Origin of the sequence: Agrobacterium sp. 719_389 (genome assembly GCF_900188475.1) — a bacterium.
Classification (GTDB): Bacteria; Pseudomonadota; Alphaproteobacteria; order Rhizobiales; family Rhizobiaceae; genus Agrobacterium; species Agrobacterium radiobacter.
The window spans coordinates 20,783-40,071 of record NZ_FYEM01000010.1 but is presented as its reverse complement, the minus strand read 5'-3'; the positions used below and the strand labels follow the sequence as shown (position 1 = coordinate 40,071).

Annotated in this window: 16 protein-coding genes; 10 read left to right on the top strand and 6 right to left on the bottom strand. The window is 60.4% G+C overall.

All coding sequences use genetic code 11. The annotated features are described in order from the left end of the window. Positions 1 to 15: 15 nt before the first annotated feature. Complete coding sequence (locus tag CFB10_RS18290) at positions 16 to 1,332, bottom strand: UDP-glucose/GDP-mannose dehydrogenase family protein (RefSeq protein ID WP_003508722.1); 1,317 nt, start codon at positions 1,330 to 1,332, stop codon at positions 16 to 18. Between the two features lie 382 nt (positions 1,333 to 1,714). On the opposite strand from CFB10_RS18290, the gene CFB10_RS18285 reads away from it, so the two are divergent. Together CFB10_RS18285 and CFB10_RS18280 are read left to right on the top strand one after the other, a co-directional pair. Beyond that, entirely contained in the window at positions 1,715 to 2,602 is an 888-nt protein-coding gene (locus CFB10_RS18285) for a DMT family transporter (RefSeq protein WP_020009958.1), read from the top strand. 105 nt (positions 2,603 to 2,707) lie between these two features. After that, positions 2,708 to 3,676 (top strand): glutathione S-transferase family protein, encoded by a 969-nt coding sequence (locus CFB10_RS18280; protein ID WP_020009957.1) that lies wholly within the window; start codon positions 2,708 to 2,710, stop codon positions 3,674 to 3,676. A 17-nt stretch (positions 3,677 to 3,693) separates the two neighbouring features. Here CFB10_RS18280 and CFB10_RS18275 read toward each other — a convergent pair whose 3' ends face one another. Next, on the bottom strand, positions 3,694 to 4,596 hold the full coding sequence (locus CFB10_RS18275; protein WP_020009956.1) for a LysR family transcriptional regulator: 903 nt from the start codon (positions 4,594 to 4,596) through the stop codon (positions 3,694 to 3,696). 201 nt (positions 4,597 to 4,797) lie between these two features. On the opposite strand from CFB10_RS18275, the gene CFB10_RS18270 reads away from it, so the two are divergent. The 4 genes from CFB10_RS18270 (at position 4,798) to CFB10_RS18255 (ending at position 9,163) form a co-directional block, all read left to right on the top strand. Continuing rightward, on the top strand, positions 4,798 to 6,327 hold the full coding sequence (locus CFB10_RS18270; RefSeq protein ID WP_026363559.1) for an aldehyde dehydrogenase family protein: 1,530 nt from the start codon (positions 4,798 to 4,800) through the stop codon (positions 6,325 to 6,327). A 254-nt stretch (positions 6,328 to 6,581) separates the two neighbouring features. Then, positions 6,582 to 7,535 (top strand): sulfonate ABC transporter substrate-binding protein, encoded by a 954-nt coding sequence (locus CFB10_RS18265; protein ID WP_020009954.1) that lies wholly within the window; start codon positions 6,582 to 6,584, stop codon positions 7,533 to 7,535. A gap of 15 nt (positions 7,536 to 7,550) precedes the next feature. Continuing rightward, a complete protein-coding gene (locus tag CFB10_RS18260) occupies positions 7,551 to 8,330 on the top strand; it encodes an ABC transporter permease subunit (protein WP_020009953.1) in 780 nt (259 codons plus the stop codon). 8 nt (positions 8,331 to 8,338) lie between these two features. Then, positions 8,339 to 9,163, top strand: a complete 825-nt coding sequence (locus CFB10_RS18255) for an ABC transporter ATP-binding protein (protein WP_020009952.1) — start codon at positions 8,339 to 8,341, stop codon at positions 9,161 to 9,163. Between the two features lie 45 nt (positions 9,164 to 9,208). Here CFB10_RS18255 and putA read toward each other — a convergent pair whose 3' ends face one another. Next, positions 9,209 to 12,883, bottom strand: coding sequence for a trifunctional transcriptional regulator/proline dehydrogenase/L-glutamate gamma-semialdehyde dehydrogenase (gene putA, locus CFB10_RS18250; protein WP_020009951.1), 3,675 nt, complete (start codon positions 12,881 to 12,883; stop codon positions 9,209 to 9,211). Between the two features lie 175 nt (positions 12,884 to 13,058). Between putA and CFB10_RS18240 the strand changes: the two genes are divergently transcribed. Next, entirely contained in the window at positions 13,059 to 13,529 is a 471-nt protein-coding gene (locus tag CFB10_RS18240; RefSeq protein WP_003508741.1) for an Lrp/AsnC family transcriptional regulator, read from the top strand. A 61-nt stretch (positions 13,530 to 13,590) separates the two neighbouring features. Here the strand turns inward: CFB10_RS18240 and CFB10_RS18235 are convergent, their stop codons facing one another. Then, the gene (locus CFB10_RS18235; protein ID WP_003508744.1) at positions 13,591 to 14,157 is read right to left on the bottom strand and encodes an RNA polymerase sigma factor; all 567 of its coding nucleotides are present in this window, start codon (positions 14,155 to 14,157) and stop codon (positions 13,591 to 13,593) included. Next, positions 14,157 to 14,363: a NepR family anti-sigma factor gene (locus tag CFB10_RS18230; RefSeq protein WP_003508746.1), complete on the bottom strand. Its 207-nt coding sequence runs from the start codon at positions 14,361 to 14,363 to the stop codon at positions 14,157 to 14,159. The genes CFB10_RS18235 and CFB10_RS18230 overlap by 1 nt, the downstream gene beginning before the upstream one ends. A gap of 138 nt (positions 14,364 to 14,501) precedes the next feature. Between CFB10_RS18230 and CFB10_RS18225 the strand changes: the two genes are divergently transcribed. Together CFB10_RS18225 and CFB10_RS18220 are read left to right on the top strand one after the other, a co-directional pair. Continuing rightward, on the top strand, positions 14,502 to 15,296 hold the full coding sequence (locus CFB10_RS18225) for a response regulator (protein ID WP_003508747.1): 795 nt from the start codon (positions 14,502 to 14,504) through the stop codon (positions 15,294 to 15,296). Between the two features lie 94 nt (positions 15,297 to 15,390). Then, the gene (locus CFB10_RS18220; protein ID WP_020009948.1) at positions 15,391 to 16,380 is read left to right on the top strand and encodes a sensor histidine kinase; all 990 of its coding nucleotides are present in this window, start codon (positions 15,391 to 15,393) and stop codon (positions 16,378 to 16,380) included. Positions 16,381 to 16,677: 297 nt separating this feature from the next. On the opposite strand, the gene CFB10_RS18215 is transcribed toward CFB10_RS18220, so the two are convergent. After that, positions 16,678 to 18,402: a sensor histidine kinase gene (locus CFB10_RS18215; RefSeq protein ID WP_026363558.1), complete on the bottom strand. Its 1,725-nt coding sequence runs from the start codon at positions 18,400 to 18,402 to the stop codon at positions 16,678 to 16,680. A 236-nt stretch (positions 18,403 to 18,638) separates the two neighbouring features. On the opposite strand from CFB10_RS18215, the gene CFB10_RS18210 reads away from it, so the two are divergent. Next, on the top strand, positions 18,639 to 19,211 hold the full coding sequence (locus tag CFB10_RS18210) for a PRC-barrel domain-containing protein (protein ID WP_026363557.1): 573 nt from the start codon (positions 18,639 to 18,641) through the stop codon (positions 19,209 to 19,211). The last annotated feature ends 78 nt before the right edge of the window (positions 19,212 to 19,289 follow it).

The following is a 19,289-nucleotide window of genomic DNA, read 5'->3' as shown; positions in this document are numbered from 1 at the left end:
TGAAAAACGAAACCTCTACGCGCCTTCGTGCGGACGACCGACTGCGGCATAGATGAAGCCATGGGCGGCGACTTCATCCGTGCGGTAGATATTGCGCAGGTCCACCAGAACAGGGCTTTTCATGATCGCCTTCAGGCGCGGCAGGTCGAGTGCGCGGAACTGGTTCCATTCCGTCACGATCACCACGGCGTCGGCGTCTTCCGCTGCCTCGTAGGGGCCGTCCGCATAGTCGATGTCTTCCATCAGGTGGCGGGCATTCGCCATGCCTTCCGGATCGTAACCGACCACTTTCGCACCGCCGTCCTGCAGGGTCTGGATGATGGCGATTGCCGGGCTGTCGCGCATGTCGTCGGTATTCGGCTTGAAGGTGAGGCCAAGCACGGCGATCTTCTTGCCGCGCACATCACCGCCCATCGCGTTGATGACCTTGCGGCCCATGGCGCGCTTGCGGTTGTCGTTGATGGCGATGGTGGTCTCGATCAGCCGTACCGGGGCGTCATAATCCTGCGCGGTCTTGGCGAGCGCCAGCGTGTCCTTCGGGAAACAGGAGCCGCCATAACCGGGGCCGGCATGCAGGAATTTCGGGCCGATGCGGCCATCGAGACCGATGCCGCGCGAGACGTCCTGCACATTGGCGCCGACCTTTTCGCAGAGGTCAGCCATTTCGTTGATGAAGGTGATCTTCATCGCCAGAAAGGCGTTGGCGGCATATTTGATAAGTTCCGAAGCGCGTCTGGTGGTGAAGAGCAGCGGCGACTGGTTGAGATAAAGCGGGCGGTAAACCTCGGTCATGACGGGGCGGGCGCGCTCGTCCGAAAGGCCGACGACGATGCGGTCCGGCCGCTTGAAATCTTCGATGGCGGCACCTTCGCGCAGGAATTCCGGGTTGGAGACCACGGCGAAATCGGCCGAGGGGTTTTCCTCGTGTATGATGCGTTCCACCTCGTCACCGGTGCCGACGGGAACGGTGGATTTGGTGACGATGACGGTAAATCCGTCGAGAGCATGGGCGATCTCTTTTGCCGCCGCATAGACATAACCGAGATCGGCATGGCCATCACCGCGCCGCGAGGGGGTGCCGACCGCGATGAAGACGACCTCGGCATTGGCGACGGCTGCGGAAAGATCCGTCGTGAAGCTCAACCGGCCAGCCTTGGCGTTGTTGGCGACGATGACATCGAGACCCGGCTCGAAGATCGGGATATGGCCATTTTTCAGGGCTTCGATCTTCTCCGGCATCTTGTCGACGCAGACCACGTCATGGCCGAAATCTGCAAAACACGCGCCGGACACGAGGCCGACATAACCCGAACCGATCATCACAATCCGCATTCTTTTTCCTTTCGGTTAGCGAGGTCATGTTAACGCAGCGGCACCGGCCGGGGAAATCGGCGGGTGAAAAATTCCATGACATACTTAGCCGCCTTCATGCCCGTCGCCAAGCGCCACGATCAACACCGGCTAACCTCTTTCCATGACGGTGATGTGATGGCCGCGGCGGGACAAATTTGCCGCACCTTGCAGCCGATTGCATCGATGCGGTGAGATCGCGCATTTTTGCCTGTTTTGCGGCTTGCACTCATAGGTAGCCGGGTCTAGCCATAGGGTGAGGATCAAATCTGCCAGACTGTCTGCCCCTTGAAGGGGCGTCCGGGTCGCGTTCCACGCGGCCGGGGGAAGCTTTGCCTTGCGGTCGGTGTTCGGGGACGTTCAAATGCAAAAGGGTTTTCTGCTCGGCCTGTTCGCTTATGCGACCTTTTCCTTGGGCGACGCCACCATCAAGTCGCTTGGATCGCAGATCAGCGTTTTCGAAATCGGCTTCTTCAGCATTCTGTTTTCCGGCATCTTCATCTTCTTCAGCAAGCCGCGCGAGGAAAGATGGCGCGAATTCTGGCGCATGAGCCGGCCCTTCGCCGTGCACGGCCGCGCCATTTCCGGCCTCTTCGCCGGTATTTTAGGCATCTATGCCTTCACCACCATTCCGCTGGCGGAAGCCTATGCGCTGATCTTCCTGTCGCCGCTCTTCGTGACCGTGCTTTCCGCCGTCGTGCTGAAGGAGAATATCGGCCCCTGGCGCTGGGCGGCGGTTCTGGCCGGCATCGTCGGTGTCATCCTCGTCGTGCGGCCGGGCTTCAAGACGCTGGAACTTGGGCATATCGCCGCCATCGGCGTCGCCTTCCTGGCGGCCATGACCATCGTGCTTTTGCGCTCACTTGCGGGCAAGGAAAAGCGGACTTCGATCATGGGCGTGCTGTTGATCTATGGCCTCACCTTCAACGGTATTGCCTCCATCCCCGATTTCGTCATGCCCGATCTGCACCAGCTTCTGGCCTTCGCCTTCATCGGGCTTTGCACGGCAACGGGGCAGATCACCCTTCTGGTCGCAACCCGTATCGCGCCGGCGAGCCAGATCGCGCCGTCGCATTATTCGCAAATCCTCTGGGCCGTGGCGATCGGCATGGCCTTCTTCCACGAATATCCTGACGCCATGGCGGTGCTGGGATTGAGCGTCATCGCCGCATCGGGGCTGCTGACGATGATCCGCGAAAAGGTAAGGCTCGGCACCGTGCGCTGGAACCCGTTTTTCCGCAATCGCCTTTGAGCCCATCCGCCGATCGGAAACAGTGCGTCAACCGAAGCGCGGCTTGTGAAGCGGCGGCGACCCGGCCCATAAGGCTTTCATCTTTAGATGAACGGGGAGCCGCAAATGCTCGTGGATGGAAAATGGACCGCCGACTGGCATCCGGTGCAGGCGACAGACAAAAAAGGCGGCTTTGTCCGCCAGACCTCCGGCTTCCGCAACTGGGTGACACCTGACGGTTCGGCGGGGCCGACGGGTGAGGGCGGTTTTGCGGCCGAGGCCGGTCGCTATCATCTTTACGTCGCGCTGATTTGCCCCTGGGCATCGCGCACGCTGATTGGCCGAAAGCTGAAGAAGCTGGAAGAGGCGATTTCGGTCTCCGTCGTCGAGCCTGCGCTCTCCGACGAGGGCTGGAAATTCGGCGACTATCCGGGTTCGGACCGCGATACGCTCAACGGCTTCGCCTATATGCACGAAGCCTATACCAGCGCGGATCCGCACTATACCGGCCGCGCCACCGTGCCCGTGCTTTGGGACAAAAAGACAAAAACCATCGTCAACAACGAATCCGCCGATATTCTGCGCATGCTGAATTCCGGTTTCGGTGATCTGGCCGATAATGGCGTGGACCTCTATCCGGAAGATCTGCGGGACGAGATCAATGCTCTCAATGACCACATTTATCCGCGCCTCAACAACGGTGTCTACAGAACCGGTTTCGCCACCACGCAGGTCGCTTATGAGGAGGCCTTCGCCGATGTGTTTGCGACGCTTCAGGAGCTCGAAAGCCGTCTCGTCTCAGGCGGACCTTTCCTTTTCGGCGATTTCCTGACCGAAACGGATGTCCGGCTTTTTGTGACGCTTGTGCGTTTTGATACCGCCTATTACGGCCTGTTTAAATGCAATCTTCGCCGCATCGCCGATTATCCCGCCCTGCAGGCCTATATGATGCGGGTGCTGAACGTTCCGGGCGTGCGTGACACGGTCAATATCGACCATATCAAGCGCGGTTATTATTCCATCAAGGCGCTCAACCCGACCCGCATCGTGCCTGTCGGTCCTGATCTTCCGGGGCTGGATGACGTTTCCCTGTGAGGTGAACGGATAACGGACTAGACCGGTTTGCCGACCTGATCGAGCAGCCAGGCCTGAAAGGCGCGGGCCAGCGCATTGTCCTGCCGTCCCTCGGGCAGGGCCACGTAATAACTCTTGTCGGTCTGCAGGGGAATGTCGAAGACGATTTCGAGGCGGCCGGAGGCGATCTCCGCCTCGATGAGATATTTCGGCAGAAGGGCAAAACCGATGCCGCTCGCCGCAGCCTCGATGATCATCGAGAACTGGTCGAAACGGCTGCCCTGATAGGCATTATCAGCCGTCACCCCGTTCATCTCCAGCCATTCCGTCCATAGTTTCGGCCGCGTCGTCACGTGCAGGAGCGGTTGCCCGGTCAGGTCCTGCGGCCGGTTCACGCCGGTGCGGCGCAGCAGGGCGGGGCTGGCGACCGGTACGATCACCTCATTGCATAAAAATGTGCAGGTGCCACGCGCCCAGACCGGCTGGCCATAATGAATGGCGAGATCGAACCCTTCCTCATCGAAATCGAAGGGGTGCGATCGTGAGCCGATCGTGATCGTCATGTCCGGATTGGTGTCGATGAAGCGGGAGAGGCGCGGCATCAGCCAGCGGCTGCCGAATGTCGGCAGCGTCGCGACGGAAAGCGATGCGTGTGATGTTCCGGCCGAGACCGCGCGCACCATCAGCTGTTCGGATTGCTGCAACAGGCGCCGCACATCGGGCAGGAATTTGCGCCCCGCCTCCGAAAGCACGACCCGCCTGCGGATGCGCTCGAACAGCTGCATTCCCGTCTGCGCTTCCAGTTCACCGATCTGCCGGCTCACCGCGCTCTGCGTGAGGTTGAGTTCTTCCGCAGCACGCGTAAAATTGCCGTGCCGTGCCGCGCATTCGAACGCCTGCAGGGTGACGATGTCAGGGACCAGTCTTCTGCGCGGATCCATTCCATTCTCGCATCAACTTACCCGCTTTCCTCATTGGAAAAGGGTCATTATGGCCATATATGATTACGGGAAAGAATGGAACGGTGCAAAACGCCAGTTTCAAAGAACGAATGACAAATTCGGGGAAAGACGAGTGACGGGAGTTGAAAGCGCCGTATCAAAACGGCCTTTCCTCCCCTTTTAGCCAAAAGGACGATGGACATGGATGCGACCACGAAGCTCGACGTGAAACAGGAAGCCGCGGCCCTGCTCGACAGGATGGGCGTTGCCCGCGATCTCTATACCGGCGGCGATATGGCCTCCTTCAGCCCGGTGACGGGTGAACAGGTCGCGAGCCTCAAGACCATCTCGGTCGAAGGTGTCGCCGCCGTGATCGACCGGGCCGATGCCGCCTTCAAGACATGGCGTAATGTGCCGGCGCCACGCCGTGGCGAGCTGATCCGGCTGCTCGGCGAAGAGCTGCGCGCTTTTAAAGCCGATCTCGGACGTCTCGTCTCGCTGGAAGCAGGCAAGGTTCCCTCCGAGGGTCTCGGCGAAGTACAGGAAATGATCGATATCTGCGATTTCGCGGTCGGCCTTTCCCGCCAGCTTTATGGCCTCACCATCGCCACCGAACGCCCTGGCCACCGCATGATGGAAACCTGGCATCCGCTCGGCGTCGTCGGTGTCATCTCCGCCTTCAACTTCCCGGTCGCGGTGTGGTCGTGGAATGCGGCGCTTGCCATCGTCTGCGGCAATTCGGTTGTCTGGAAGCCTTCGGAGAAGACGCCGCTCACGGCGCTGGCGGTTCAGGGCATCTTCGAGCGTGCCGCCGCTCGTTTCGGTGATGCGCCGGAAGGCCTGTCCCAGCTGCTGATGGGCGACCGCGCCGTGGGTGAGGCATTGGTGGACAATCCCAAGGTGCCGCTCGTTTCGGCCACCGGCTCCACCCGCATGGGCCGTGATGTCGGCCCGCGTCTGGCAAAACGCTTCGCCCGCGCCATTCTGGAGCTTGGCGGCAACAATGCCGGTATCGTCTGCCCGTCCGCCGATCTCGACATGGCGCTGCGCGCCATCGCCTTCGGCGCCATGGGTACGGCCGGTCAGCGCTGCACCACGCTTCGCCGTCTCTTCGTGCATGACAGCGTTTATGACCAGCTCGTGCCGCGTCTGAAAAAGGCTTATGCCTCCGTTTCTGTCGGCAACCCGCTGGAAACCTCCGCACTCGTCGGCCCGCTGGTCGACAAGGCGGCTTTCGACGGCATGCAGAAGGCGCTCGAAGCGGCGAAAGCCCATGATGGCGTGGTAAATGGCGGCGGCCGTGTGGATACGGGTGCGCCGGATGCCTATTACGTCAAGCCGGCACTTGTCGAAATGCCGAAGCAGGCGGGACCGGTGCTGGAAGAGACCTTCGCGCCGATTCTTTACGTCATGAAATACAGCGATCTCGACCAGGCGATTGACGACCATAACGCCGTCGCGGCTGGTCTTTCCTCATCGATCTTCACCCGCGATATGCAGGAATCGGAACGGTTCCTGTCGTCGGAAGGCTCCGATTGCGGCATTGCCAATGTCAATATCGGCACCTCGGGTGCGGAAATCGGCGGCGCCTTCGGCGGTGAGAAGGAAACCGGCGGCGGCCGTGAATCCGGTTCGGATGCGTGGAAGGCCTATATGCGCCGCGCCACCAACACCATCAACTACTCCAAGGCGCTGCCGCTGGCGCAGGGCGTTTCCTTCGATATCGAATAATCGACCCTCCAATCGCATCGGCGATAGAGAAATTGATCCACCATGCCGGCGCGGCGTCATCCGCGCCGGCATTTCCATTTGAAGGGGCAGACGGGAACGTCCGCGACAATTTGCGGAAAAGAAGCATTTGCGCGGAATTTTATTCCCGCAATATCGCTCATATTGAATTATCGTCTCTCTATCGTTTTAGTGGAAAACCCTAGCATTGCTCCATATCGTGAACCGGCCAGAGGGGCTGGTGACAAGGAGATGAAATGCCAGCCATCACCCGCCGTGCGCTTTCCGCCAGCCTTTTTGTTGCAGCCGCATTCTCCGTCCTGCCGCTGCAGGCGCAGGCGGCGGAAGAGCTGAAGATCGGTTACCAGAAAACCGGCCTGCCGGTTATCGCCCGCCAGCAGGGCGTCATCGAAAAGGCGCTCGAGGCCAAGGGCGTGAAGGTTTCCTGGGTCGAATTCACCGCAGGCCCGCCGCTGGTGGAGGCTTTGAATGTCGGCTCCATCAATGTCGGCTGGACGGGCGATGCGCCGCCGATCTTCGGGCAGGCGGCGGGTTCGGCCATCGTTTATGTCGCGGCTCTTCCCTCTAACGGCAAGGGCGAGGCGATCTTCACCAAGCCCGAAAGCGGCATCAAGTCGGTCGCCGATTTGAAGGGCAGGAAGGTCGGCGTCGGCAAAGGCACCAGCGCGCACAATCTGCTGGTCGCGGCGCTGGAGAAGAACGGCCTGAAGTTCAGCGATATCGAGGTGGTTTATCTCAGCCCGGCCGATGCCGCGGCCGCTTTCGCCAGCGACAAGATCGAGGCCTGGGCCGTCTGGGATCCGTTCTACGCGATCGCAGAAACCCGCTACAAGCCGGTGACGCTTGCCCGCACCAGCGATGTGCTTGCGGTCAGCACCTATTTCCTCGCCAATCGTGATTATGCGAAATCCCATGCGGACACCATCAACACCACCATTGATGCGCTGGGCGAGGCGGCGAAATGGTCCGCCGCCAATCGCGACAAGGTTGCTGCCGCCCTGCATGAGGTGACGGGCGTTCCGCTGGAGGCGCAGACGCTGGCCGCGAACCGCTCGGAATTCGGCATTACAAAGATCGACGACAAGATCGTCGCCAGCCAGCAGGAAACCGCCGACCGCTTTTATCGTCTCGGCCTGATCCCGAAACAGATCAGCATCAAGGATGCCGTCTGGTCGGGCGCGACGAACTGAGCCGGAGGAAACGCCGTGAGCACCGGAAAGCGTATCGAGATTGGCGGAATCACAGGCTGGCTGCTCCCCGCACTCATTCTTGCAGGCTGGGAGGCGGCGGCGCGCGCCGGTCTGATTTCCGCCAATGTGCTTCCGGCCCCTTCCGCTGTCGCGGAAGCCTTCTGGCGGCTTTTGCTCTCGGGTGAGCTTGTCGCCAATATTGGCGTCAGTTCCGCCCGCGCACTCGCCGGTTTCGCCATCGGCGGTTCCATCGGCTTCATTTTCGGGCTGGCCAATGGCCTCTCCAAATTCTCCCGCAGCTTCACCGATACGACGCTGCAGATGATCCGCAACATTCCGCATCTGGCGCTCATTCCGCTCGTCATCCTGTGGTTCGGCATCGATGAGGAGGCGAAGCTCTTTCTCGTTGCGCTGGGAGTGTTTTTCCCGATCTACATCAACACGCTGCTCGGCATTCAGGGTGTCGATCCGCAACTGGTGGAGATGGGCCGCACTTATGGCATGTCGCCCTTCACGCTGTTTCGCCGGGTCATTCTGCCCGGCGCACTGCCCGCCATCTTCACCGGCCTGCGTTACGCGCTCGGCATCATGTGGCTGACGCTGATCGTGGCCGAAACCATCTCTTCCTCCTCCGGCCTCGGCTACATGGCCATGCAGGCGCGCGAGTTCCTGCTGATCGATGTCGTCGTGCTGTCGATCCTCATCTATGCGCTTCTCGGCAAGCTGGCCGACAGTTTCGCCCGCTTCCTCGAAAGCATCTTCCTGCAATGGCATCCAGCCTTCAAGAAAGTCTGAGGTAACCCATGTCGACCGGTAATGTGACGACGCTGAGACGCCCCGATGCCCGGCCACCCATTCCGCCTGAAACGGAGGCGAAGACCGAACACCGCACGAAATCGACCGATGGCAAGGTCGCCTTCAGCTTCCGCAACGTCACGAAGAGCTTTGGTGACAAGCCGGTTCTGCGCGGCATCGATCTCGATGTGCGGGAAGGCGAGTTTCTGGCCGTCATCGGCAAAAGCGGCTGCGGCAAGAGCACGCTCCTGCGTATTCTGGCCGGTCTCGACACGCCGACGACCGGAACCGTCTCGAAAGACCCATCGAGCCGCACCCGTATGATGTTTCAGGAGCCGCGTCTTCTGCCGTGGGAGCGTATCGCGAATAACGTGTCCGTGGGGCTGACCGGCATCGCCAAAGGAGAGGCGGCAAAGGAGCAGGCCCTTGCCATTCTCGATGAGGTGGGCCTGAAGGACCGGGCGGGCGAATGGCCCTATGTGCTCTCGGGCGGCCAGAAGCAGCGCGTGGCGCTGGCGCGCGCTCTTGTCGCCCATCCGCAGATCCTGGCGCTGGATGAGCCGCTTGGCGCGCTCGATGCACTTACCCGCATCGAAATGCAGCTTCTGCTGGAGCGCATCTGGCGCAAGCAGAAATTCACCGCCGTCCTCGTCACCCATGACGTTTCGGAAGCTGTCGCGCTCGCGGATCGCATCGTCGTCATCGATGAGGGGCGCATCGCGCTCGATCTCGATGTGAAACTGCCGCGCCCGCGCCGCCACGGCACGGCGGAATTTGCGAGACTGGAAGAGCAGGTTCTGAACCAGCTCTTCGGCCGTGGTGATGTCAGCTGATAAAGGATGAACCGGCAGGGCCGAAGGCCCCGCCGGACAATATCATCAGCCAATGCTCATCAGGCTGGCATTGCCGCCGGCGGCTGTGGTGTTGACGCTGACGGAGACTTCTTCGACCAGCCAGTCGAGATTATAGGGCTGGCTTTCACTGGTAAGCGCTTCCGTTGTTGCGGCCTGAACGAGAACCAGCGGGCCGGGCAGGGCGGCGATCTTTTTGTTGACCGCCACGATACGCTCCGCATCGCCCTCGACCAGTGCGCCGGCGAAGGGACCGGACTTTGCCCAGTCATCCGCCCAGACAATCCGTGAGGTCACGGTTGCGGGCAGTCCGTAAATGGATTTTTCCAGCCCCGACGCATTGTCGATGACAACCGAGTTACCTGTGGAAAGCGCCGCGGCAAGCTGGCGGTAAAGCCCCTGTTCAGTGGCCGGCACCAGCAGGATTTTGCCGCGTGGATGCAGCGCATAGACGTTGCGTTCGCCGACAGGACCCGCGAGTTCGGTTTCGAAGCCAAGGCCGGAAAGTGCTGCCGCCTGCCGTGCGGCTTCGGCCGCGACGGTTTCGCCGTTTTCGTCCAGCCAGCGGGCGAGATCGACGGCTGCCTGATCCTGCTGGCTCGCAACGCGGTCGATCCTCGGCGCTTCCTGCGTCATGCGACCGAGATAGAGCGGGCCGCCAGCCTTGGGGCCGGTGCCGGAAAGGCCGCGTCCGCCAAAGGGCTGTACGCCGACCACCGCGCCGATGATGTTGCGGTTCACATAAAGATTGCCGGCAGCGACACGCGACAGGACGTGCTGGATCGTATCGTCAAGACGTGTATGCAGGCCGAAGGTCAGGCCATAGCCGGTGGCGTTGATCTCGTCGATCAGCCGGTCGAGATTGTCACGCTTGAAGCGGATGACATGCAGCACCGGCCCGAAGACTTCGCGCTTCAGATCGGCGAGCGACTTCATCTCGATGATGGTCGGCGGCACGAAGGTGCCCTTGCCGGTTTCGCCAGCAAGCTCGATCTGTTCGATCCGGTGGCCGAGCCCGCGCATGCCCTCGATGTGCTTTTCGATGATGCCCTTCGCCTCGGCGGTGATGACAGGGCCGACATCGACGGAAAGCCGGTCGGTACGGCCGATGCGCAGCTCATGCAGCGCGCCCTTCAGCATGGTCAGCGTGCGATCCGCCACATCTTCCTGCAGGCAGAGAATGCGCAGCGCCGAGCAGCGCTGGCCGGCGCTGTCGAAGGCAGACGCGATGACATCGGCGACGACCTGCTCGGCAAGCGCCGAGGAATCGACGATCATGGCGTTCTGGCCGCCAGTCTCGGCAATCAGCGGAACCGGCTGGCCATTGGCCAGAACCCGGCCGGCAAGCTGGCCCTGAATGAGCCGCGCCACTTCCGTCGAGCCGGTGAACATCACGCCCGCCGTCAGCGGGGAGCCGACGAGTGCGGCCCCCGTCTTGCCGTCACCCGGCAGAAGCTGCACGGCATCCTGCGGAACGCCGGCCTCGTGCAGCAGGCGCACGCCCTGGGCCGCAATCAGCGGCGTTTCTTCGGCGGGCTTTGCCAGAACCGGATTGCCCGCAACCAGTGCTGCCGTGACCTGGCCGATGAAGATGGCGAGCGGGAAGTTCCACGGGCTGATGCAGACGACCGGGCCGAGCGGCGTTTCGCCTGATTTGAAGTTTCTGCGGGCTTCCGCCGCATAATAACGCAGGAAGTCGATGGCCTCGCGCACCTCGGCAATGGCGTTCGGCATGGATTTTCCCGCCTCGCGCATGATGAGGCCGAGCAGGGCGGGCATTTCGGCCTGCATGGCGTCGGCGGCGCGCTCCAGGCAGGCGGCGCGTTCTTCCACCGGGGTGGAAGGCCAGTTCGAGGCTGCCGCCCGCTGCATCGCGGCTTCGACATCGGCCTGCGTCGGCTCGGTCACATGGCCGACGATATCATTGTGGTCGCCGGGATTGAGAACCGGGCGCGTGTTGCCACCTGCCTGTGGCGCTGTGGCTTTCCATTCGGTCGCAGCACCTGCTTTCAGGGTATTGTCCAGTGCAGAGAGCGTCGTTTCACTGGAAAGATCGAGGCCGGCGGAGTTTTTACGTTCCGGGCCGAACAGGTCGGCGGGCGCGGCGATGCGGTCATGCCGTGCGCCGGGAACGGCATAGGCCTTGACCACCGCGACCGGGTCTTCCAGCAGGGAGCCCACCGGTACAGCGGGATCGGCAATGCGGTTGACGAAAGAGGAGTTCGCGCCGTTTTCCAGCAGGCGGCGGACGAGATAGGCCAGCAGTGTCTCATGGGTGCCGACGGGGGCATAAAAACGGCAGGGCCGGTCGAGCTTCTTCTTGCCGACGACTTCGCTATAAAGCGGTTCGCCCATGCCATGCAGGCACTGGAACTCGTAGTCGCCGAGTTTGAAGTCAGGACCGGCGAGATGGTAGATCGTCGCCATGGACTGCGCGTTATGGGTCGCAAATTGCGGGAAGACCAGATCGCGCGCGGCGAGCAGCTTGCGGGCGCAGGCGATGTAGGAGACGTCAGTGTGGACCTTGCGGGTGAAGACCGGGAAATCTTCCAGCCCTTCCACCTGCGCGCGCTTGATCTCCGCGTCCCAGTAAGCGCCCTTGACGAGGCGCACCATGATGCGGCGTCCCGAACGGCGGGCGAGATCAATGATGTAATCCAGAACGAAGGGGCAGCGGCGGCCATAGGCCTGCACGACGAAACCGAGGCCGTTCCAGCCGGCGAGGTCCTTGTCGAGCGCCAGTTCCTCCAGAAGATCTAGCGACAGTTCCAGCCGGTCGGCTTCTTCGGCATCGATGTTGAGGCCGATGTCATATTTCTTGCTGAGCAGCATCAGCGATTTGACGCGCGGCAAAAGCTCCGCCATCACCCGCTCGGCCTGGGCGCGGGCGTAACGCGGATGCAGCGCCGAAAGCTTGATGGAAATACCGGGGCCACCATAGATGCCACGGCCGGCTGAGGCCTTGCCTATGGCGTGGATGGCGTTTTCGTAATCCTTGTAATAACGCTCCGCATCCTTCGCGGTGGTCGCGGCTTCGCCCAGCATGTCGTAGGAATATTGGAAGCCCTGTTCTTCCAGCGGCTTCGAACGCTTGATGGCTTCGCCGATCGTTTCGCCGGTCACGAACTGCTCGCCCATCATGCGCATGGCCATGTCGACGCCGCGGCGGATGACGGGTTCGCCGGCCCGGGCGATCAGCTTGGTGAGCGCCGCCGAAAGGCCGCTGTCATTGACCGTCGAGGTCAGCTTGCCGGTGATGACGAGCCCCCAGGTTGCGGCATTGACGAAGAGCGAGCGCCCGCCGCCAATATGGGATTTCCAGTCACCGCGCGCGATCTTGTCGCGGATCAGCGCGTCGCGGGTGGCGGTGTCGGGAATGCGCAGCAGCGCTTCGGCAAGGCACATCAGCGCCACGCCCTCATGGCTGGAAAGCGAATATTCCTGCACAAGCCCCTCGACGCCGGTGCCCTTGGTCTTGGCACGCAATGCCTCGATCAGTTTTCGGGCAGTGTCGCGAATGGCTTTCGCCTCTTCAGCCGTCACCGTTGCCGCGTCGAGCAGTGGCGCAAGGCATTCTTCTTCGGGGCGGCGATAGGCGGCGGTGATTGCCTTGCGTAGCAGGCTCTGTTCGCGCACCGGCGGTGCAAAATTCTGGAAGATACCGTTCGCCATTACACCGGCGTTGCTTGCACCATCGGCCATTCTGAAAATCCTGAAAAAGCTGTTGAAGACAGACCGTCGGCGGCAGCGTGTCCTCCGCCCGCCGCTTGTCATCCTGTCGCAGACAATATCATCATCGCAGAAATTGCTATGGCCCTATTTTCAGGATAAAACAGGCAATATGAACTTTTATTTTTCAGATTTGGCGTGAAATCACATGGCAAACAGTCAGAAAACAGACGGTCTGGACCACTTCGATCTCAAGATTCTCGAGGCGCTCAGCGAGGATGGGCGCATGTCCGTTCTGCAATTGTCGAAAAGGGTAGGCCTTTCCAAGACGCCCTGCCAGACGCGGCTGAAGCGGCTGGTGGATGAGGGCTATATTCTCGGCTTCCGCGCCATGCTCAACCCGGAGAAGCTCGGCGTCGATCACATCGCCTTCGCTGAGGTGAAACTCTCCGATACGCGGGAAAAGGCGCTGGAGGAGTTCAACACGGCGGTGCGCAAGATCAAGGAAGTGGAGGAGTGCCACATGATCGCCGGCGCCTTCGATTATCTTCTGAAGGTGCGCACCAGCGATATCCGCAAATACCGAAGGGTACTCGGTGAGAAGATCTCCAGCCTGCCATCCGTCTCCAACACCTCGACATTCGTGGTCATGCAATCGGTGAAGGAAACCGGCATCTGAAAAGCGGACATAAAAAAAAACGGGCAGGCGACTGCCTGCCCGTTTTGGCTGTTCGGTTTTCTCAGCGCGCCGTGGCTGCGGCGGTGACCGCGCTCATCTGCGCGTCCGGACCAAACTCGTTTTCGTTTTCAATGCCCAGCAATTCCTGCAGGCGCAGTCTTGCACGGCTGACACGGCTCTTGATCGTGCCGACCGGGCAGCCGCAGATTTCGGCGGCTTCCTCATAGGCAAAACCCGAGGCGCCGATCAGCAGGATGGCTTCACGCTGGTCATCCGGCAACTTTGCGAGTGCTGCCCGGAAATCCTGAAGATCCACCGAACCATGCTGTTCGGGCGGGACTGACAGGCGCGAGGTATAGACCCCGTCCGTATCCTGCACCTCACGGCCGGATTTGCGGATCTGGCTATAGAACTCGTTGCGCAGGATCGTCACCAGCCATGCGCGCATGTTGGTGCCCGGCTGGTAGCTGTCCTGTTTGGCCCAGGCCTTCATGATCGTGTCCTGCACGAGGTCGTCAGCACGATCCCTCGAGCGGATGAGCGATATAGCGAATGCCCGCAGGTTTGGCAGCGCCGCCAGCATTTCCCGCTTGAAATTGTATTCTGTCTGCTCTGGCTCTTTCGCCATCATTCCTCCGAAGCCTTGGCTTTGGCTTTATTTTCGGCTTCATCGAGTTTCTCGAGAAGATCGAGGAATTTGTCAGGGATGCCCTCTTCCTGAACGGCATCGTAGAGCTCCCTGAGCTTACGGGAAATCACCGCCCGCCCGGAGTGCGGGACCTGGGGGGCGGCTGGATTGTCCGGAGATTCTTGGTCCGATTGAAATATGTTCATAACGTCCGGTATTCCTTTTGTGTCGTGGCAAATAATGCGCGGTAAAAAAAATAGTTCCGGCGATCCGGAACTATTTTTGCGATGCGCACGTTGCTATCGTGGGTTTGCGCTGCAGACCGCATGAAAGGGGAGAATTCCATGTCAGTTTCTACACGCATCGCACCGCACCTGCCATATCTGCGCAGGTTCGCGCGTGCCGTTTGCGGCTCACAATCAACGGGCGATGCCTATGTTGCGGCAACACTCGAAGCTCTGATCGCCGATATCAGCATTTTTCCGCAGACAAGCGGCGATCGCGTTTCGCTCTATCAATTGTTCGTATCGATCTTTAGTTCCGTCACGATCAATATTAAGACCGATGAAAACCTGTCCGGATGGGAAAAACGCGCCTCGGCCAACCTCTCCGCCGTGCCAGCGCTGGCCCGTCAGGCTTTCCTCTTGACGACGGTCGAAGAATTCACGCCATCGGAAACCGCAGAGGTCCTGAAGGTCTCCGAAGATCAGGTCGGCAAGCTGATCGACGAGGCGGCGTCTGAAATCGCCCGGCAGGTGGCGACCGATATCATGATCATCGAGGACGAGCCTCTGATCGCCATGGATATCGAGCAGATGGTCACCGATCTCGGCCACCGTGTCACGGGCATTGCCCGCACCCACACGGAAGCTCTCGAGCTCTTCCATCGCACCCAGCCGAAGATGATCCTCGCCGATATTCAGCTCGCCGATGGCAGCTCCGGTCTCGACGCGATGAAGGACATCCTGCAGATGACCACCCTCCCGGTGATCTTCATCACGGCTTTCCCCGAACGTCTTCTGACGGGCGAGCGGCCGGAGCCGACCTTCCTTGTGACGAAGCCGTTTAATCCGGACATGGTGAAAGCGCTCATCAGCCAGGCTCTGTTTTTCAACGAAAGCTCACGCGTGGCGGCGTGAATTTTGCCGAAACCGCGGACTGACCGGGAACCAGTCTGGTGCCCGGACGTTGGCGGTTACGGTCGTGGGGCTGCCCACGGCTTTCTGCAAGGAGATGAATTTGCATCGGCTGGCATGGCATAACGCGGAGAGGAACGAAAGCGAACTTCACGACTCGCTCGTCCTCGCCTTGCTCGATTCGGGTGAGACAGTCATGCTTCAGGACTGGAACCGCGACTATATATTCGTGGCCAATCTGCCTGATGTCTGGAAACTTCCGGCAGATTCCCACCCGACAGATGAAAATCTGTTTGGCAACGATCTGTCAGCGCGGCTTGCCGAACTCAAGAAGGACATGCACACCGTGGGCAGCCGCGGCATGCTGGAAGTCAATGCCGGCAATGATCGCGTCTTCCAGTTTCAGGTCCATTCCACCTTCAACCAAACGGACCAGGTGGTGATGAAAACCACCATTCGCGAGGTGACGGCGGAAAGGCGGCGCGAGCAGCTTCTTCGCTCGCTGTTGCGTGAAGTCAGCCACCGCTCCAAGAACCTGCTCGCGATCATCCAGAGCCTTGCCGGGCAGACAGCCCGCTTCAGCCTCACCAAGGATGATTTCCTGCGCAAGTTCCGGGGGCGGCTGCACGCTCTTGCCCAAAGTCAGGATCTCATCACGGATTCGGACTGGCGGGGTGCGCGTATATTCGAGCTGCTGCGCCAGCAATTTGATCTTTACGTGCCGGAATATCCGAACCTCATCCATATGGAAGGGGAGAACCTTCTCCTCAACCCGAATGGTGCGCTCTATATCGGACTTGCCTTCCATGAGCTGGTTGTCAACACCGTCAGCCATAGCGGCAATCTTGCCTACCACCCGCCCATAACCCTGCAATGTCGCCAGGAGGGTGATTTTTATGTCGTCGAATGGAATGAGCCGATGATGCCGTCGAAAGAGCCGACGGAGGCCCGGCGCGGCAGCTTCGGCAGCGTCGTGCTGGAAAAGGTGGTTCCGTCCGCATTGGGGGGAAGCGCCGAGTATCAGTTGACGCCCGAACGGATCGTCTACCGGCTGAGATTTCCCTCCGGCGATAGCGCGGACGCCTGAAATCCGCCTGCTCCTCGAAGAGCCGGGTCTAACTTCCATTTCGTGAAGATAAAAAGCAAAAAGCACGGCCCATGAAAGAGCCGTGCTATTTTTATGACAGGTTTTCAGGGGTGAAACCTGTTTATTTTCAGCCAAGCTTCAGGCGGGGACGGGGGAATTGCTTGGCCTGCAGTAAAAACACGCATGGCCGGATTCGGTTCCCGAAAAATGCGTTTTTTTAACATTACGCAAGATATCAGCCATTTTGCGCTGCTTTTTGCTGTCCGCATGGCGGAGACGGTTCGCCAACGGGCGGCCTCAATGCGTGCCCGTCTGTTCCGATCGTTTGGGCGTGAAATAACGGATCGGCGCTTCCAGAGACCACTCGAAGCCGGATTCGCGATATTCCGTCACCACCTGCCCGCCGAATGCGCCTTCCGCATGCCTTTTGATGACCGTGGTGCCGAAGCCCTTGCGGCTTGGCTCTCTCGCCGGTGGTCCGCCCGTTTCAGTCCAGACGAGATGGATCATCTGCCGACCGTCCTTTTCAAGTGACTGCCAGCGCACCGTGATTTTTCCTGATGGAGCCGACAATGCACCATATTTGATGGAGTTCGTTGTCAGCTCGTGGACCACCAGGCCGAAATTCTGCGCCGCTTCCGGGGAAAGCATGAAATCATCTCCCACCAGCACGACGCGCTGCGCCACGGTGCCGAAAACATCGAGGTGGGTCTCGATCAGCTTGCGGATAGGCAGGCCCTGCCATTGAACCTCCGCCAACGCCCGGATCGACATTCCAAGACCACGCAGGCGGTGATCCACCTCCTTCTGGAATTCCGGAATGCTTTTATTCTCGCGTCCCAATTGCCGTATCATCGCCTGAACCAGCGTCAGAATGTTCTTGGAACGGTGCACCAGTTCGTGCAGCAGCAATTGCAGCCGCTCTTCCGACTGGCTTCTGTCGAAGGAAGCGTTGGAGAGTGCGATGGCGACCTGGTTGGCTTCCTTTATCTTGGTATCGACAGGAGCGACGATTTCGCCTTCGCCGATGCGCTCGGCCATCAGCGTCAGGTCACGAATGGAGCTGCGCAATTGCCGGCCGACCAGATAGGCGCCGCCAATGGCGATCAGCACCAGCACAAGGCTGCCGATCATCATCTGTCGCCATGTGTCCACCAGCACGGCCTGGCTTGCTGCAAGCGGCCCCCACATCACGGTCTTCCATTGCCATCCCGGCAATTGGGCATAGGCGTAGAGATTACCTTTGCCGTCAAAAAAATTGCCGCTGAAGGCCTGCATTTCCGAGAGTACGTCAGGATTGACGAAGGGTTTGCCCACTTCCGCCTCCTCCTGCGCGCTGGAAACGACGACGCGATTGGTCCCGTCGATAATGGCGACCGCCCAGTTGCGCGGCAGGTTTTCCGTGGAGATCAGCCGGCGGAGGTCGCTGGCGTTCTGCGTCAGGATCAGGGCATCCCCGGCTGAATCCAGTTCCGGGCCAAGCGGCATGGTAACGTTGAACACCCATTCCTTGCTGGTCGCGCCGAAAAACATGTCCGAGACGGTGATGCGACGGGAGTCGACCGCCCTGGCGAGATTGGCTTCCTCCGGCACCTTGCTGAGCGGCTGGCCATAGGGCACCCGGGTGTTGAGACGCTGCTGGCCGTCCTTGGTGGCGAGAATGGCGTAGAGGCCTTCCCGCTTCAGGCTGTCTGCGACGCGTCCCTGAAATGCAGCAAGGTTGCCGCTCTCAAGTTCCGGGAATTGTGACAGGAGATTGAGCGAGGTGGCTATTTCCTGCAGGCGGCGGTCGATGTTGCGGGAGACCACCCGCACATCCTCGATGGTTTCCCTTTGCAGGTCGTCACGTTTTTCCGCCTCGAGGCGGAGCATCAGATAGCCGCCGAAAAGAATGAGCGGGAGCGTGATGACGGTCGCCATCACCACCAGATAGGTGCCGATGGAGGCGGTCGGAAAAAAATTCGCACTGCGCCGACGCAAAGCCGAGATCATGTCTTTCAGTCTGTCGCCGGGTCGAGGCATACAAAAAACTCCGGCAGTTATGGCATTGTTACGACACGGATAATACCGTGCCGTCCCCCTTTAGCAATGCCTGATTTTTACCTTCGGTTGTTGCGGCAGGCCACAATTGCGTCGGCGTGATTGAAAAAATCGGAACTATTTCAACGACCAACCCGTTTGCCAGACGAACCGGCCGAGAAGCGGACATGAAATTCATCCCCGCCGGCCAGTCGAGAACGATGAAAGGAAGGTACGAAATGGCTAAGAAACTTACGATACTCGTCACCGCCGCCCTGATGGGCACGACGGCTTTCGCGCCGCTGGCCATCGCTCAGGGCGCCACCCAGCCTGCGCCGGCAAATCCGAGCGCGCAGACTGAGCCGGCAGCTCCTGCCACGCCGATGACGCCTGCGGCTCCTGCGGCCAATGACAGCGCGGCTGCAACGACGGGCGGCGCCTATCTGACCGAACAGGGCGAAACGCAGGTCAGCGCCAACGACTATATCGGCAAGTCGGTCTATACAGCGGCCGATGAAAGCATCGGTAACGTCACCAACCTGATCATGGAAGAAGATGGTGGTCTCGTTGCGGCTGTGATTGGCGTCGGCGGCTTTCTGGGCATCGGCGCAAAGGACGTTGCCGTTCCCATGGACAAGGTAACGATGACGCGTAATGCGCAGGACGGCACGATCCGCCTGACGACGACGGAAACGGCGGAAACGCTGAAGGCCGCTCCCGAATTCAAGACGCTGGAACAGAAGGCCAGCGAAAAGAATGCGGCAGTACCGGCGGCTCCCGACAGCACGACGACGTCCGCCACAAAGCCCTGATCCCCATACCTGGGAGGCAGGAGCGGGACCGGCTTTGATGAGCCGTCCCGCGGGAGGCACCGGCCAGAAGGCCGGTGT